Origin of the sequence: Thalassoglobus sp. (assembly GCF_048270125.1) — a bacterium.
In the GTDB taxonomy this organism is placed as follows: domain Bacteria; phylum Planctomycetota; class Planctomycetia; order Planctomycetales; family Planctomycetaceae; genus Thalassoglobus.
Map to the genome: position 1 here is coordinate 269,304 of NZ_JBLWTN010000007.1, position 16,900 is coordinate 286,203.

At 50.2% G+C, this 16,900-nt stretch carries 13 protein-coding genes and 1 tRNA gene; 12 read left to right on the plus strand and 2 right to left on the minus strand.

Annotation, left to right across the window (positions count from 1 at the left end; all coding sequences use genetic code 11):
* Positions 1–604 precede the first annotated feature (604 nt).
* The 7 genes from ACN0YR_RS11235 to ACN0YR_RS11265 all read left to right on the plus strand — a co-directional run bounded on the left by ACN0YR_RS11235 (position 605) and on the right by ACN0YR_RS11265 (position 9,957).
* Positions 605–1,573 (plus strand): YybH family protein, encoded by a 969-nt coding sequence (locus ACN0YR_RS11235; protein ID WP_417849310.1) that lies wholly within the window; start codon positions 605–607, stop codon positions 1,571–1,573.
* A gap of 142 nt (positions 1,574–1,715) precedes the next feature.
* Positions 1,716–3,824, plus strand: a complete 2,109-nt coding sequence (locus ACN0YR_RS11240) for a tetratricopeptide repeat protein (RefSeq protein WP_417849311.1) — start codon at positions 1,716–1,718, stop codon at positions 3,822–3,824.
* Positions 3,825–4,031: 207 nt separating this feature from the next.
* Positions 4,032–4,958 (plus strand): YgfZ/GcvT domain-containing protein, encoded by a 927-nt coding sequence (locus tag ACN0YR_RS11245; protein WP_417849312.1) that lies wholly within the window; start codon positions 4,032–4,034, stop codon positions 4,956–4,958.
* 185 nt (positions 4,959–5,143) lie between these two features.
* Positions 5,144–6,415, plus strand: coding sequence for an alpha/beta hydrolase family protein (locus tag ACN0YR_RS11250; RefSeq protein WP_417849313.1), 1,272 nt, complete (start codon positions 5,144–5,146; stop codon positions 6,413–6,415).
* Positions 6,416–6,687: 272 nt separating this feature from the next.
* Positions 6,688–7,476: a glycosyltransferase family 2 protein gene (locus ACN0YR_RS11255; protein ID WP_417849344.1), complete on the plus strand. Its 789-nt coding sequence runs from the start codon at positions 6,688–6,690 to the stop codon at positions 7,474–7,476.
* 430 nt (positions 7,477–7,906) lie between these two features.
* Positions 7,907–7,991: transfer RNA gene (locus ACN0YR_RS11260), tRNA-Ser, on the plus strand.
* 604 nt (positions 7,992–8,595) lie between these two features.
* Positions 8,596–9,957 carry a tyrosine-type recombinase/integrase gene (locus tag ACN0YR_RS11265; RefSeq protein ID WP_417849314.1) on the plus strand — a complete coding sequence of 454 codons (1,362 nt, stop codon included), beginning with the start codon at positions 8,596–8,598 and terminating at the stop codon, positions 9,955–9,957.
* Here ACN0YR_RS11265 and ACN0YR_RS11270 read toward each other — a convergent pair.
* Complete coding sequence (locus tag ACN0YR_RS11270; RefSeq protein ID WP_417849315.1) at positions 9,954–11,435, minus strand: hypothetical protein; 1,482 nt, start codon at positions 11,433–11,435, stop codon at positions 9,954–9,956. The genes ACN0YR_RS11265 and ACN0YR_RS11270 overlap by 4 nt on opposite strands.
* A gap of 158 nt (positions 11,436–11,593) precedes the next feature.
* Here ACN0YR_RS11270 and ACN0YR_RS11275 point away from each other — a divergent pair, with 158 nt between their 5' ends.
* From ACN0YR_RS11275 to ACN0YR_RS11290, 4 genes are all read left to right on the plus strand, one after another.
* Positions 11,594–12,928: a hypothetical protein gene (locus ACN0YR_RS11275; protein WP_417849316.1), complete on the plus strand. Its 1,335-nt coding sequence runs from the start codon at positions 11,594–11,596 to the stop codon at positions 12,926–12,928.
* 372 nt (positions 12,929–13,300) lie between these two features.
* A complete protein-coding gene (locus tag ACN0YR_RS11280) occupies positions 13,301–14,518 on the plus strand; it encodes a recombinase family protein (protein ID WP_417849317.1) in 1,218 nt (405 codons plus the stop codon).
* 63 nt (positions 14,519–14,581) lie between these two features.
* On the plus strand, positions 14,582–15,652 hold the full coding sequence (locus ACN0YR_RS11285; protein ID WP_417849318.1) for a hypothetical protein: 1,071 nt from the start codon (positions 14,582–14,584) through the stop codon (positions 15,650–15,652).
* A gap of 26 nt (positions 15,653–15,678) precedes the next feature.
* Entirely contained in the window at positions 15,679–15,993 is a 315-nt protein-coding gene (locus ACN0YR_RS11290) for a hypothetical protein (protein ID WP_417849319.1), read from the plus strand.
* A gap of 9 nt (positions 15,994–16,002) precedes the next feature.
* On the opposite strand, the gene ACN0YR_RS11295 is transcribed toward ACN0YR_RS11290, so the two are convergent.
* On the minus strand, positions 16,003–16,227 hold the full coding sequence (locus ACN0YR_RS11295) for a helix-turn-helix domain-containing protein (RefSeq protein WP_417849320.1): 225 nt from the start codon (positions 16,225–16,227) through the stop codon (positions 16,003–16,005).
* 119 nt (positions 16,228–16,346) lie between these two features.
* Between ACN0YR_RS11295 and ACN0YR_RS11300 the strand changes: the two genes are divergently transcribed.
* Positions 16,347–16,826, plus strand: coding sequence for a hypothetical protein (locus ACN0YR_RS11300; protein ID WP_417849321.1), 480 nt, complete (start codon positions 16,347–16,349; stop codon positions 16,824–16,826).
* The last annotated feature ends 74 nt before the right edge of the window (positions 16,827–16,900 follow it).

Here is a 16,900-nt window from a genome sequence, read left to right on the forward strand (position 1 = left end):
AGTGGTGCATGTGGCAAGTTTGCTCGGCAAAAATTCTCTTGAATTATTTGATTTGGGAGAGGATTTGTGGGTGGCGAAATAAGCAGGCGGGTGGAGAAGACTCAGTGACAATCAACGATCCGTAAGGTTTGACAGTCAGCTTCAGTGCGTTAGCCAAATCAGTCAGATTCCTCAAGTCGACTTCTTGTAATCATGGCTATTCAGGTTAAACTGAAATTAGTACTGAAACGTAAACCTAAAGGTGGATTTTCAAACGCTGAAAGTTCTTCACTGCAGAGTTTTCTGAAAAGGTACTCTAGAACTGATCCTGAAACTTGAAATTGCTCTCTCACGCGTTGAGGAAAGCGGCTATTCCAGAGGTTTTCGGACTGGTTCTAGGCAAAGAGTGCCAGATGGACTCATGGACGAGACCAGCAATTTACAATACCTGATTGTTCGCGGAGCAGAAGAGACGCGAGTTTCTATTGCCTCGAATTCATTGACTCGGGTCTGTCCCATTTAGCCATCTCACCAGTTCTGACAAAAACTGAGCAAGTGATCATTGTTCCAGAGAAAGACAACGATTCAATCAGTATTGTCAGGCGTTCTAAAAAAGGTTTCAGCTATGCTCCTACGCCCTTCTCTGCGAGGACCATTTGTTCTTCTGGGGATGCTGCTCGTTGTGAGCAACATCGCGACTGCCCAGGATTCCCCTCAGGTAGACTCCGAGGAATTTACGGTTCCGGCGGAAGAAAAACCGTTTTGGGAGAGTGCTCAAAGTTTTGTTGATGCTTATGCAAGTCGTGATGCAGAAAAGATTGGCGAGTTGTTCACGGAAAATGCTGAATTCCTGGATGAATTAGGAGTTCGGACGCATGGTCGAGTCGCAATTGTTTCCCGATTCAAAGAGGCCTTCGTTGAAGGCTCTCAAGCGATGATTGAAGCGATCAATATCGAAGGTGTGCGTCATTTAAGTGATACGGTTGCCATTGAAGAAGGAGTTGTCATCGCCACTGAAGGACCGGGGCAACCACTCAATCGTAATCGTTACGTCGCCATTCATAAAAAGGGAGAGGACGGTGTTTGGCGAATTGAAATTCTCAAGGACTTCCCTCGAAAACCACTGGGACGTGAAGAGCAACTTGCTCAACTCTCATGGATGTTGGGGGAATGGGTGAATGAAGACTCCCGAGCAAAAGTGTTCACTGAATGTGGCTGGTCCGAAGATGGAAATTTTCTGATCAGAGAATTTGTAGTCCGGACTTTTGACGGTCGAGAACTTTCTGGTGTCCAACGAACTGGTTGGGATCCCATCCACAAAAAAATCCGCTCATGGACTTTTGACTCCAGTGGTGGATTCATGTCTGGAATCTGGACTCAGCTTGATGGAAGCTGGATCTTGACGTCCGCTGGCTTCAACTCCGATGGAGAAACTGTCACGAGTACCGCTGTCTATCAGATTGTTGACGCGGAAACTGTCAAGTGGCATTTTGAGAATCTCGTTGTAGGAGATGAAGTTCATCTCTCCGGAAATAAAATTACGATGGTTCGGCAACCACCTAAACCGGGGCTTCTTGAAGCATCAGAAGAGTAATGTCGACTCGAATGGTCGAGTTTTTCAATTCCTTTTAGAACAGATCCGAATGCTCGAAATTGATCTCTCGGTACGAGCGAGAATCACTCATTTCATAACTTTTCGGATAGGTACAAAACACGAGACGTGAGAATCGACAATTATGAAAACTTCATCAATAAAAATTTTCTTTCTTTGCCTCGCCGTAAGCTTCATCGGAGCTGAAGATGTCATTGCACGTGGCTTCGGCGGCGGCGGTGGTGGCGGACGCAGTTTTGGTGGCGGCGGCGGTGGTGGACGTAGTTTCGGCGGTGGCGGTGGTGGCGGCGGACGTAGCTTCGGTGGCGGTGGCGGCGGGATGAGTCGTCCCTCTTCCCCTTCTGTCAGCAGACCAACTTCAAGGCCTTCTTCCCCATCGATGAGCCGCCCAAGCACTCCAAGCAGTCGGCCAAGCATGCCAAGTAGTCGTCCAAATATTCCGAGCAGCCGGCCGAGTACTCCGAGTAGCCGTCCAAGCATCCCAAGCTCCTCAGGGAGTCGGCCTAACCTCCCATCATCTCGTCCTGGGAGTGGAGGAAGTGGACGTCCCGGTCAATTGCCGAGTATTCAACCAGGAAATCGCCCGAGCACTCTACCAGGGAGTCGACCCGGCGTTCAGCCTGGGGGCCGCCCTAGCATTCAACCGGGAAATCGTCCTTCGTTACCTGGGACTCGCCCAGGCAGCGGTGGAAACAGACCCGGTTCAGGAATTGATACTGGAACAAGATTACCTGGTCGTCCGGGATCTGATGGACGTCCATCAACGCTTCCCGGGCTCGGTGGTGGAACGGGAGATCGACCAAGTATTGGTGATCGCCCAGGCAATCGCCCCGGGAATGGAGATCGACCGAATATCGGAGATCGCCCAGAAACTGGTGACAGACCCAATATTGGTGATCGGCCCGGAAACCGCCCTGGAAATGGTGATCGCCCGAACATCGGAGACCGACCTAATGCTGGGGACCGTCCTGGAAACCGGCCAGATCGTCCGAGCTTCGACGACCGTAAAAATAACTTGAACGACCGTCTGACGAACATTGATACCCGCGATATCAATATCAATAACATTGGCAACAATAACAATATTGGTAACCGGAATAACCAATGGGATTCGCGACACGACAATTGGAACAACTGGCACGACAATCACTATCATCATCATGGAGACTGGCACCACGGAAACTGGCATGGTCACTACTATCCAGGTGGACGCTGGAACTATTGGTGGGACAATTATCCTGTGATGACAGCGTTCGGTGTCACGACATGGGCCGTGAACCGTGTTGGTTGGGCATTTGGATACAATAGCTATACCAACCCGTATGCGACTTCTTATGTTGACAACAGCAGCACGGTCTATGACTACTCACAACCGATTGTCATGACACCGGATGAGCAAACGCTCGCTGGTGATCCAGCTTCAACGGAACCTCCTGCTGCACTTCCGGAAACGGCATTGTCCAGCTTTGACCAGGCACGAAACCAGTTCTACGACGGTGACTATGACGCGGCCCTCAAGTCGACGGACGCAGCACTCAAGGAGATGCCAAACGATACTGCAATTCATGAATTCCGAGCGTTGGTGACCTTCGCGCTTGCGGACTATCAACAATCCGCAGCGACGCTGTATGCGGTCTTAAGCGTTGGCCCCGGCTGGGATTGGACAACACTGAGTGGGTTGTACCCAAGTGTTGATGTCTATACCGAACAGTTGCGAGCACTGGAAAGTTATTGCAAGAAAAATCCTTCAGATCAGGCAGCCCGTTTTGTTCTTGCGTATCAGTATGTGACCGCTGGTCACGACGACGCAGCGATCGAGCAGCTACAAGGACTTGTCAAAGCGAACCCGCAGGATCAGGTCTCAATTCAGATGCTTCAACGGCTTGACCCAGACGCGGAAATTCCAAACCCCGCTAAGAAAGTGGAGCCTCCAAAACCAGCAGACCCTGTTGAAACGAAACAGCTGCAAGGGAGTTGGAAAGCAACTCGTGGCGAATCGAGCTACGAAATGGAACTTGAAGAGAATCAGGAATTCACCTGGAAGTTCACAGCAGATGGGAAAACTCAAGAAGTCCGTGGAATTTGGGGCGTCGACAAAGATGGAGTTCTGGCAATGGAAATGAATGACTCCGGAGTGATGCTCGCTCAAACCATTGTGAAAGGAAACGATCTTGAGTTCTATATGCTCGGAGATACCACGGGGAATGATCCGATCGATTTTAAAAAGAAATAGAGACGGATTTTCTCTATGAAGCTAAGAGACCCTGACAAGATTTCTGGGATTGAGTTGAATCACCGAGATTCCGAAATTTCGTGCAGGTTTTGTTAGAGCTAGTAAGTCTGTATGCTGATTTCAAGGCAGCCCGGTTCGCGTGAGCCGGGCTGTCTTCATTTTTATGATCTGTCACCTTTGCTTATTAATAATTCGGATTCTGAAACGATGGATACACTGCTGTTTGATTTGTCAGTCTGGTCACAAATTCAGATTACTGGAGTCGACCGGAAATCCTTCCTGCAGAGCTTCTGTACAAACGATATTATTAAGCTGGATTCTGGAGCGGTCTGTGAAGCCTTCATTCCGGATATCAAGGGGAAGATACTGGGGCATCTTTTTGTTGTTGCCGAGGACGAACATCTGACTTTGCTCGCTGTTCCGGGCTCGAATGAAACGGTAGCTCCGCACCTGACGAAATACCTGCTCGGCGTAGAGGCGGAAGTTCATGATACGACCAGCGACACCGCTTTGCTCTGTCTGGCTGGTGACAACGTTGCGGACTTCATCGGAGAGACAGTCAGTCTTGAATTGAATCAGGGTAAGAAAATCGAACTGGGAGGAACCTCGGTTCTGATCGTTCGCGTGGACATCACAAACTTCCCGACTTATCTCATTTCTGGTTCACGAGAAGAGATTCAAATCGCTCAACTGCACCTTCTTGAGAAAGGTGTCTCAGTTGGAACAGACTCGCAGTTCGAGCGATTGAGAATTGAAGCGGGGTTCCCTTTCGCAGGAATGGATATCTCTGAAGCCAACATCGCACAGGAAGCAGCACGCACCGAACAGACAATCAGCTTCACGAAAGGCTGCTACCTTGGTCAGGAACCGATCGCACGTCTGGATGCAATGGGGCACACGAATAAGGAACTGCGAGGTTTGGTCATTGAAGCGGAGAGCGTCTCAATCGGAGCGTCAGTGCTGGCAGAAGAAAAAGAAGTTGGCACAATCACATCAGTCGCTCAGCGTGATGATGGAACAAGCGTTGGGTTTGCGATTCTGCGTACAAAATTCGCCAAACCCGGAACCAGTCTTGTCGTCACCGATGCAGTCGGAACCTATCCTGCAACAGTCTTCTGGCCAAGATTGGGATAGTGGTGATGTTGAGGCAGATTCGCGTTTCTCGTCTCCGTGAAGCACCTCTTTAATGAGGGTGAAGCTGTTCTTCACGAGGCAGAGCACGTACATTATTTTCGAGCCGACTTTACATGACAACGAATGCAATGACGTGAAATCGATAATTTTGAACTGACACATTTCCAGTACGATCGAGATCCCAGATGAAATTTTTATCAATCCTTATTTTGATCGCTATGACTTCTCAGTTATACGCTGAAGATAATTTGACTTCTATTTGGGATCTGAAAGCTCTTTCAAAACCTCCAAAAATGGAATGGGTTGATTCCAATGTTCCCATTCGATCATTGATATTTACCGGACCTGATTACAACGGCGGACCGACTCAGGTTTTTGCTTTCTACGCCACACCTGGTACCCTTTCTGGGGACCCATCGAAAGACAAGAATCTTCCAGCTGTTGTCCTGCTGCATGGTGGAGGCGGGACCGCTTTCGCCGATTGGGTCGAACTCTGGGCGAAGCGTGGGTACGCAGCCATCGCACTCGATTTCTCTGGACGAAGACCCGCTTCTCCAGTCTTCGATAAGAAAACAAACAAACTTGTCGTAGAGCGAAATCACGGCAAGCTTATTCGGACACGCTTGCCGCATGGAGGACCGGAACATACAGGTGAAGAAAAATTCAAGAACGTTGGTGGTGACATCACTGACGATTGGCAGTATCACGCGATTTCGAACATCTTGCTGGCCCATTCTCTTGTACGAAGTTTTCCGGAAGTCGATCCCGAACGGACTGCCGTCACCGGCATTAGCTGGGGCGGTTACCTGACATGCATCGCCGCCTCGGTGGATTCACGATTCAAAGCTGCTGTTCCGGTTTACGGATGTGGTTTCCTTTACGAGGGAGAATCTGTTCAAAAGCCGCAAATTGACCGACTCTCTCCAGAGAAGCGAGAAGAGTGGATTAAAATGTACGATCCATCAAAGCACCTCGTGAACTGTCATGTTCCAATTTTCTTCGTGAATGGGACGAACGATATTCATTATCCCCTCGACAGCTACATGAAAAGCTATCACGCAGTCCCGGGTGAAAAGAACTTACGCATCGAAGTCAATATGAGGCATGGACACCCACCCGGATGGGCTCCGATGGAGATCGAACAGTTCGTTGCCAGCAAAATTCACAACGCCAAACCTCTTGCGAAAATAGACCGACCGGAGCAACACGCCGCACAGGCAACCGCTCAAATTCAGTCACAGATTCCAATTGCGAAAGCTCATTTCCATTGGACAAGTGATCAAGGCTTGCTCTCCAAAAGGAAGTGGTCAACGACCGCCGCCGCTCTTGACGACAAAGGCAGAGTCCTCACATCACAAGTCCCCGATGACGCAACCATCTGGTATTTCACAGCGACTGATGAACGAGGTGCGATGACCTCCTCTGAAGTGATCTTCGTCGCCACGAAGAATAATTGAATTCTCTTCCCCTGCTCAATAAGCCCGAAAATGCTGGGGCATCAGGTTTCTGGACCGCTTCAAAACGTGCTTGGGGAATAATTGATGACGCAAAGCAACAAGTCGGCATAACCGGACCCACGAACTCCCGACAACTCTGGTTTTTCGAAGCCTCTGGCTGTTTGGTGAACTAGGTTTTCCCAAAGCTTGTTACCTTTGGAGAGAATTTCGTGGTTACTTCTGTTGAATCGACTGAATCCCCCAGCCGCGCGCTCGGTAGAATTGAATCATTGATGCACGCTGTCGCTGCGGACAACACATTGCCGCAGCGAACCATTGCAGTGATGCCCGCATACAATGCATCGAAAACGATCAGACGAACTCTCGCCGACATTCCTAAAGGTGTCGTTGATGAAGTCATTCTTGTCGATGATTGCAGCACCGATGATACCGTCGAAGTTGCGAAGTCATTGGGAGTGACAGTCATTGAACACAAGAAAAACGGCGGTTACGGAGCCAATCAAAAGACCTGCTACGATCACGCATTACAACGTGGAGCAGATTTCGTGGTGATGATCCATCCTGATTATCAATACGATAGCCGCGTCATGGGAGCCGCCATCGAATTCATTAAGCTTGGCATCTGTGATGTCGTCCTCGGTTCACGAATTCGTACCCGGCGAGAAGCACTCAACGGCGGAATGCCGGTTTACAAATACATCGCCAATCGATTTCTCACGACGATTGAGAACATTGCATTGGGACAAAATGTCGGAGATTTCCATTCTGGATTTCGAGCTTACTCTCGAGCAGTCCTGGAAAAAATTCCATATCATACAAATTCTGATGATTTCGTTTTCGACAGCCAGTTTCTGGCCCAAGCGGTCCACTTCGGATTCCGCATCGGTGATGTTCCCGTTCCGGTTCGGTACTTCGATGAAGCCAGCAGCATCAATTTTCGCCGCAGTGCCAAGTACGGCCTTGCAACACTCGGCGTCCTAGCCCAATTTCATTTGCATCGCATGGACATCTGGAAGAATCGACTCTTCCTCGAAAATCAAATACAGACCAGCAGTGATTGATGAGACTGATCAGCTTTGCTTTCTTCTGTTCGCAAAGAGTCCATTTCACATAATGAGCAGCTGATTTCCACGCAACAGAATCCACGCAACTGACTACACACATCCTTTCAAAGGAGGCAGAAGTCAGGAATTGAGTGCAGATTTTTTTGAATGCAAAGTCGCAGCTTGTTCAGGTCAGAGATTCATTCAATTTGGTAATCGGCCTACCGTGTGAGCCTCTCACCAGAGCTGAAATGGCTGAATGCCAAAATTAGAGCCTCTTTCGAATTGGTGTACAGGTTCTGCCTCGTGGCGAACAGCAATTTTATTGATGAACCGCGCTCTTCTAGGGCACTCGGTAGAGCAAACTGCTCTAGTGGAGAGACTCCGTTTCTCCTCACAAATCGAGGCAATTGACAAACAGTGAACCACCGAGTATTTTCTCTGGCCCGGAGAGATGACAGAGTGGCCGATTGTGCAGCACTGGAACTGCTGTGTACCGCAAGGTACCGGGGGTTCGAATCCCCCTCTCTCCGCTCAACATAATGCCTGCATACCATAAGTGATTGGTGTGCAGGCATTTACAATTTTCTGGGTCAGTCGCTTTTCGAAGTTTGTGGCGGAATTTGTGGCGTTTTGTGGCAGGAATGTTCTCCGCTCTCCTTTTTTGGTGGTTGCTCGGGATGCGTTTTCCCGAAGGTATTTCGACACTTCGATGATCACTGGGCGTTTGACTTTTTGGACAGGTCGCGGATCGCTTTGCCGTGGCTTCCCTTACTTCCAAAATCATCCCTCCAACGTCCCATCGTTAAATCCGCCCCCCCCTGTCGTGGCGATCAGGGCGTGACGACATCAATGTCACAATGAACATTAGCGATGTGATTTCTTGAGTAGTCTCGACAATCGGTTGCTGGGACTGCGACTTGCAATCCGACTTCCGCTGCGTTGAAGGCGTCATTGCGTGGGGCCGTGCTGGAAGGTCTGTTAGCCGAAGAACCATTCTCTCGAATGACGGCCCGATTTTCTAAGAACAGTGCATCCTGCATACTTCATTGTAGGGCGGGTATGTTCATTGACTTCAAACAAAGTCACCGCTCCCCAATCCAATATGTCCACTCACATCTCAAGAAAGGAACGCCTATGGCGAAGCAAACGAAATCATTCCGCGTTGGTCGCGTGCGTGGCGACCTCCGGGGAAAAGTTTGGTATCTTACGTACTACGATCAGGGGCGACGTCATCGTCCCCGAATCGGCGCAGACCTTGACGAAGCTCGTAGGCACGCTGCTGAGGTCAATTCGCAACTGGAAAATGGTGCTCCAGTTTCATCATCGTTTCAGTCAATCAAGATTGTCGACCTCCAGGAGCGGTGGCTTGACCATCATGAGACAGTGGCAAGATCGTCGTTGAAAACGATCTCGCGTTATCGAAGTGCAACAAACCATCTGATCGTGTTCGTAACCGATTCGCGAGTACCTGCGTCAACCGGACAATTTCGTGTCGAGCATGCTGAACTCTTCGTCAAGCATTTGCGGGCCATTCACGTTTCTCCGAATGGTCATCCTCACTCTGAAAAGCGACCGCTCCGCGATAAGGGTCTGCGTTACATTCTTGAAGTCTGCAGGTCGATGTTCCATTTCGCCTCCCAGCGACGGCACCTTCCGCCCTATGCCAGTAATCCTTTCACAGCCTTGCAGATCGATAAGATTCCGACCGAAGACTCGAAGCCGATTGAGCTATTTGACGCTGATCAGGAACGACAGTTTCTGGAGGCAGCGGATGATTGGCAGTTTCCGATCTTCGTGACACTCATGTTGACTGGGCTGCGACCGGGAGAACTGTCGCACTTGTTCTGGCCCGATGACATCGATGAGCAACTTCGGGCGGTTGTCATTCGCAACCGTCCTCAGCTCGGTTGGCAAGTAAAGACTCGGCGGGAGCGAATGATCCCTTTACATCCAGTGCTTTATCGAGTGATCAAATTGTGTACGCTCAATCGTCAGTCAGGAACATTGTTTCAGCGAAGACGTTTTACGAACTCGAAACCTCCCGCCTTGGCTGGCTGTCCAATCGAGATGTTGGAGAAAGAGCATTTACTACGAATCGATCAGAAAGAGGCGGAGTTGCAACGACAACTCTCCCGCGTTGAGCGACAGCAGGTATGTCGAACGATCTGGCGCGATGTGGGGTTGATCAAATCGGATTATCTGCGAACCAGCTTTATTCAGATCTGTGACAAGGCTGAACTGAATGGATTCACGAGCCCGAAAATGCTTCGCCATCTCTTCGCGACGACGCTGCAAGAAGGACGGGTTGATCCGCTCATCCGAAACGAATTGATGGGGCATTCAACAAATGCCACATCGCGTTCCAATCCGCTCGGAATGACGGCGACTTATACGCACACGCGACCAGCGACCATGCGAGAGCAATTGGAGCGTGCCTTGAAAGATCGTCCAGCAATTGTGATTACTGAAGAATGGCTGGCGAATCGAAATGGCTAACGATTCTCACCCAGATCGGCAACTCGCTTATGAAAAGCTTGATAGAGGGGAGCCAGCGTTGACTCGACAGCTCGCTGATGCTGTTCTCGCAACTGGTTCAGATGGGTGTATGTCGTCAGCGGCGACGTGCCGGGCGATTGCCCCATCAGATAGCGACGGTAGAAGAGCGGAACCCCCGCGTTTTCCAGTGATGTACTGAACAGATGCCGAAAGTCCTTCAGCGTCGCCTCTTTCGACCACCCCAATTTTCCTGCCACGGTTCGAAACTCCCGATCAATGTGATCGTAGTCGAGTCCACCTGCCTCTTTGAAGAGGTGCTGAGAGATTCTTGCTCGCGACGTTGCAGACGGATGTCGTTCCCTCTCGCATTGCTGTCGGTAGCGATCCACCAAATCAGTAACTGATGATGCTGGTTCTGTAACTTGCTCCCGTTCTTCAAAGATGGTTCGTCTGGTCAGCAACAGACAAGTCTCTTCTCTCGACGACGACGTCAAGAACTCATACAGTTCAGGACTGAGTGGAAGTCGCTTGTCACGCAACCCCTTTGTGTCATATCCCAGTTCTGGACGTCCGATGATACGAAGCCATTCGGTATCGAGATCCTCACGGAAAATCAGGCAGGGCTCGCTGGCCCGCAGACCAAACAGAATGATCGGCGTGAACAAATGTAGTTGAAACGCGTCGCAGTTTTGCAGGAACTTGGAGGCCATCTCGACGGTAACATCAGGATCGCCAAAAAGATCCTTCGCCCTGCGGTCCTTTCGTGTCTGGACATTCTCTCGAAACGGATTTCGGAAACCAGTCGGCAGCAGTGGGCCACTCTTTTCGCTGGTTCCCCAGCTAAACATCCCTCGTGTGACACCTATCACATATCCAATAGATTTCAGTGGTCTCGGTGTCGCATGGGGATGCCCGTTGGGAGGAACTTTCAAATTGCTCAAAAAAGCTTTGAACGAGAGCACGAATCGCTGATCGACGTTTGCAGCGTACCGATACTGCTGCTGAACTTCGGATTGCGAAACGAACTCCAAAAAGTGCTTGAGTGCTGACGAATAGCGGCCTAGCGTTTTGGGACTGATTTCGTCAGCGTCGGTGCGAGTCTGAAGCATGGCAACATAATCATCGTGTAGCTTAAGTAAAGTGAGTTTGGAGAGTCCCAATCCCGATGACTGCGAGTTCAAAAGACGCTCATCGATCTCACGTGCCCGCATGATGGCAGCCACCAAATCCCCTTCGACTCGATCCGTCAGATTGCGCTTGGCGGAAGGCTCCCACCATTGCAGGCGGTAATAGTCATTCTGACTGTAGATGCGGACTTTTTGAGGGGGATTGATTCCGCGGGGAAAGTCTTCGACTCGGTCCCATCGATGTTTGGAACGATAGCGTTTCCAATCTGAAGATTTGGATTGCGACGTGGAGTTGGGCGTTGATGACTGATTGGAAGCGTGGTTCAGGCTTGACGTGACCAGTTCTGACATTGGAAAATTAACGGCATGTTTCCAGCAAACTGCTGAGCCGGAACCATCCCGGCAGTGGAAACGAAAGCCTATCAAGTATCGATCACGCACCGATCACGCAAAGATTGGTGATTGAACCAGGACAAGTCATATCACTGAATTCGTTAAGGAGGGCAGCCATGAAGCAACTTGATTTTGCCATACGTCAGTATCAGGAGACGTCTCCCGTTCGCTCGGGGTTCGATGAAGATTCGATCAGTCGGCTGGCGGTCTGGTACGAAGAAGACATTGCCCCCGTTCTGGAAGAGTATTCTCGTCGCCCTCGGTTTCGCCGTTATGCCAGTTGGCCAATCACAGAACTCCAACACGGTGCGAAGACGGAATTGCGTGACCTGATCGAGCAAGTCGACCATTCTCTCGTTGACTGTGCGCAGGCGATCCTGGAAACCATTGCCCCCGATGAGATTCTGACCGCTATGCAAAGTGAGTTTCCTCCTGTCGAACAGGTCTCGTCGGGAACCTTCACGACAGACGGCGTCACTGACGAAGAGGAAGTTGAAAAGAGGATGGAATGGAACCGGACCGATGATCTCCTCAGGCAGCTGAATCGTTTTGCAGGGCGCCCCTGGGAGGATCTGGTCAACATCCAGGATTACTTCGGAACACAACCGAGAGTCAGTTCAGTTGAAAACGGAATTGCGATTTGTTTTGCGGACTCAATCGTCTCGTTGAATCCAAGGCTGCTGCCGATTGGAAATTTCATCGTCCGCAGCATGTGGGAGCGAATTCGTCCCTCACGAAGGCTCTTTTCGGAATCCAGAGACTACCTCAAGATGATTGGATCGAAACTCGGCAAACATCTATGGGCGAAAGTGGAGGATACTCATCGACAGTATGAATCAGATTACGATGCGCTTCAGCATGCCCTCGAAAACTTCGAAAGCAAACAGGTCACCGACGCCTGTATCGCGTTGACCCAAGTCTATGTTGCAACGAATATCAAAGCAGACGTGAGTTGGCTGGGGCTCGACTCGCAGACAGTAAAACGTGGTGCCAGTGAGATCAAAGCTCGAATGAGAAGCTTGCGCGGTCCTGAGCTTCATGATCGCATTGCAGCCCATCTCACGTGTTTACAAGACCTGTACAAGGAGGAGTCAGCAGCAACGGCTAAGCTTGAGAGGCTGATTGCTTCGCGAAGGTTGGTAGTCGATCGCGATGAGCGTCTCGTCTTCTGGGACGCAAATCCTGTTGCTGTTTCAAGAAGGCAATTGGAATTCCTGCGTTTGCTTGCAGAGCGAGTGACAACAAAACGGGCTGTGATCGGCAACGATTTGGATCCCACAGAATCCGTATCGAACTCCGCACTTTCATCGATGGTAGATCGTCTTCGCAAACGCCTCCCTCACGAGCTGTCTGCGGCGGTCAAGCATAACGGAGAGGGATACTATCTTGATCTCCCGGACAATGAAGTTTTCGTATTTGCTTCCCAGACAACCTGTGTGACCCAAGCCTGAGTTTCTAATAAATTTTGCTCTGCGTGATCGCAGCGTGATCGAACTATTTTAGTATTTGAGCCAGTGGAAGCACTGGCTCTTTTTTTATGGAAAGGAGCCTCTGATTTCTGAACAAATTCATTTGAGCGACGACGCCGCTTTTGAGCAGGATGAACAACCAACCAGTTCAGTAGACACTGGAAGACTTGCGGAACTGATCTCCAATGGCGAACACCCGTTTCCGACAGAGATCGACCTCGAGTCACAAGTCCGGTTGGCGCAGTTGGTCAGACAGCGTCGTCGTAGCAGCCTGAAGGACCTTTTCGCCAAACAAATCGCGGTGGAAATCCATCGGCACAACAGTCGTCTCAACTGAGACAGGGAGGTTCCGTTATGTTACGACCAACATTCAGTTTGACCAAGGAATATCAAGTTGTCATCTATGCACGGATGTCAGATGAAATGCAGAATCCGCGATCGCCGGATCAGCAGATCGAAGAAGTCAACAGGCTTGTAAAGAAGCTCAACCTTCCCTGGAAGGTCGTCGCGACCTATCGTGACGATGGCATCTCGGGACGCTATAAGCGTAAGCGACCGGGCTACCAACGGATGATTCGGGATCTGAAATCCAGACGTGTTCAGGCGGATCTGATCCTTGTCGACACGTTTGAACGCCTGACTCGGGCTGAGGATGCGGATGAGTTTCGACGCAAGTTGGAGAAGAATGGCATCCTCGTGCTTACCGTTGATAGCGGATTTGCTGATCCGACTTCGCGGTCGGGACGAGCGTTGTCCAAGATTGAATCGATTCGGGCGACAGAAGAAGGCTGGACAAAAGCTCACAATGTGGTCCGAGGTAAGAAAGATTCGGTACGGCTGGGATACTGGCCAGGTGGTCCGGTTCCATTCGGGTACAAGCTTGAAAGCGTCATGGTTCTTCGCAAAGGCGTCGAAGAAATTGACCATCGCATTCTCGTTCCCGATTCACAGACTGCTCCCCTTGTTCGCAGAATTTACAGTCTTGCCACAGAGCGTGGCTGGGCGGGGGTGCGAATTTTCAAGGAACTGAAGAAGTCGAAGGATTTTCCCGCCGACCAGTTACCTTCCAGTGCCGACGCTGTGACTTACATCCTCAAAAACGAGATCTACAAGGGAGAGTATGTTTGGGGCAGGAACTGCACGGGTGTGATCGACGATGTGCGTCTGCGACAGGAAGTTCCTGAGGAGGATTGGGAAAGGAACGCCGAGTTCTGTGAGCCAATCGTTGACCCAAGGGATTGGGAATTCGTTGCCAGTCAACGGGCTCAAAGAAGCAGACCCAACGATGACGACAAGTCCACGAATCTTCCCTCCGCAGCCGGAATCGCTCTGAAGTATCCACTCTCCGGACTCGTTATCTGTCGGCATTGTGGACGTTCGATGAATGCGTCATCAAGTCCAATGTATCAAACCAAGTCAGGGGAAGAACGACGGTACACCTCGTACGTATGTACCGGTTACTTGAGCGGCGTCTGCGAGAACTCTCATCGCGTGCCTGAGAAGAAGTTGCGGAAGATTGTGTTCGACATTCTGTTGTCTCAGCTGTTCTTGCGCAGCGATCAAGCAGCGTAAGCGCGCTGTCATTTGTCTCAACCACGTTCAACAGATTGTCTCTCGCACACTTGGAACTGATACATGAATAAAAACGATTTAATCACTAATCCCGACTTCATTCACTTTGTAGACCAAGTGCGTGACGAGTTGCAACAACTGCAACCGAATGAAGTGGATGTCCGCGCGGAGCTGGAGCGTGAGCATTCCGAACTTGAGGTTCGCAGCCGTGGCTGGAAGCAGTCCCTCGGCGATCCAAATCTTTCCGAAGTCCTGCGACGAGAATTGCAAGCGGACTGGGAAAGGGATCACTCCAGAATGGATGAGATTCAACAGCAACTCCATTCGTTGGCATCTCACACCCAAATTGTCGATGAACTTGTCAACCCTGAACTGGTTGCCGAACACGTCCTTCGGCTGTCAGAATCACTCTCAGGAGAGAACGCCTCCGCAATGAATGTGCTTCTCGCTCAACATATTGCAGGCATCTACTGTGATCAGGAGGGCACCATTCAGTTGTGCACCTCGAAGCTAGGCGCTTTTCCTGACGCTCTCGAATTCTTACCACTTCTGGAGATGTCTTCTGAGAGTTTCGTTCCCGACGCTGCTTGCCTGGAAGGTTCAGAATACCAATCGCAACCGCGCCGCAGAACCCGTCGCAATGTCTCGGATTCGTTTGAGGATGACGACGTGGCAATGGCCCTCAATGACTTCGCTGTGGACACACGGCGATTCAAAGGGCTGGGACCAGAATGGTTTTCGGTGACTGCATTTCAGATTCCGACGGAGCCGACTTGGCGTGAGGAACATGCTCGGGCGATTGCTGAGTGGCGCATCAAAAACGCTGCCACAATGGAAGAAACTGCTGAACATTTCGGCAAAACAGTTCCAACAATCCGAGCCGCACTTCGAGAGGCTAAGAAACAGCATGGAATCGATGCGATGGGAAAGGATATCAGTCAATCGAATAGAAAGTGCTGGGCACGCGACCATGCCATGGAAGTGGCTGAATTCCTCAAACAACCTGGAAACACTATCCGAAAAGCTGCCCAATATTTTGGGAAGTCAGAACCGACAATCTCGAAGGCCAACAAAATCGCATCACCACTGAACACGGTTAAAAAGTCAGCCGATCTCAATCCCACGAAAGAATGACTCCCATACCTCCTGAAGGAAATCTCATGCTAACAGCAAAAGACCTGGCGCTCATCAGAGCCGCACTGAAGTATTGGCGCGACGAAATGAGCGGCACCGGTTTAGATGCTTTCCGAGGTTATCTCGACGATGATGAAGACCTGGACGGTTTGCACCTTATCGATATCCCGCAACTGCGATCCGCATTGAAGAGCATGCAGATCCGATATGGTCATTGCGATGTGCAAACTGCAAGACTCTCGCATACCAATCTTTACCGGAACTTTGAAGTCGCTCTACAAACGACGCCAGACCCAAATACCGTGGTGGCGACGATTTTGTTTTGTCCCTCGACCTTGTGACTGGGCAACTCAAACCCCGTCCATCAACTCTGCCAGAGTGATTCCCAACGTCTCGGCAATCAATTCAATGTTTCTCAAGGCGACATTTCTTTCGCCCCGTTCGATTCCGCCCACATAGGTGCGATCAAGCCCACAAGCATAGGCAAAGTTCTCCTGTGAGTAGCCCTGCTCTTTACGCAGCGTCCGCACCCTCTGCCCAAATCGCTTCAGAATGTCCGCTCGTTTTTTCGCCATTCAAGCATTGGACAGTTGACGACGACGATTGCACCACGGACTATAAGTATCATTGCGACGTGACGATTACTGTACTCTTCACGTCTTATCAAACAATTCTAATTCAACAAAGGAATCTCATGACAAATACAGAACGCGCCTGGTATCAGGACGGTTGGATCGTTTTATTTGTTGTCTTGATGGGAGGTACCATCATCGTCCCCGTGGGGTCTCAACTCTACCGGCAATGGGAATACGAGCAAAAACCGTATGTCGTTCCCCAGATCACTGGACGAGTAGAGCGGCCGGTTTTCGGTCAGCCAAAACTGATCATCACAGCCTGGCATCAGCACGCCGGTGATCTCAGGAATGGATTGTTCGTGGTTTCGCTCAACCATAAAAAGGACGAGCATTCGAAGAATGAGAACAGACGCATACACAGTTTCGAACTCTGGAAACCGAACAAGGAAAACGCTTTGGAATTTACCTTTCCTTTATCCCATGACGAGGTTGCCGAAGAAATTCCGATGTCGTTCCTCCTGACAGCCAAGAACATCAAGAGACACTTCTCTGTGGACTCTTGGCTCATCGATAATTGGAAATCCAATAAGACCGAATAGCATTTTGACATCGATATTCCAATTACTGGAGAAGGTTGCATTGCTTGCAAGCGAACTCATACGTTGGAAGCTCC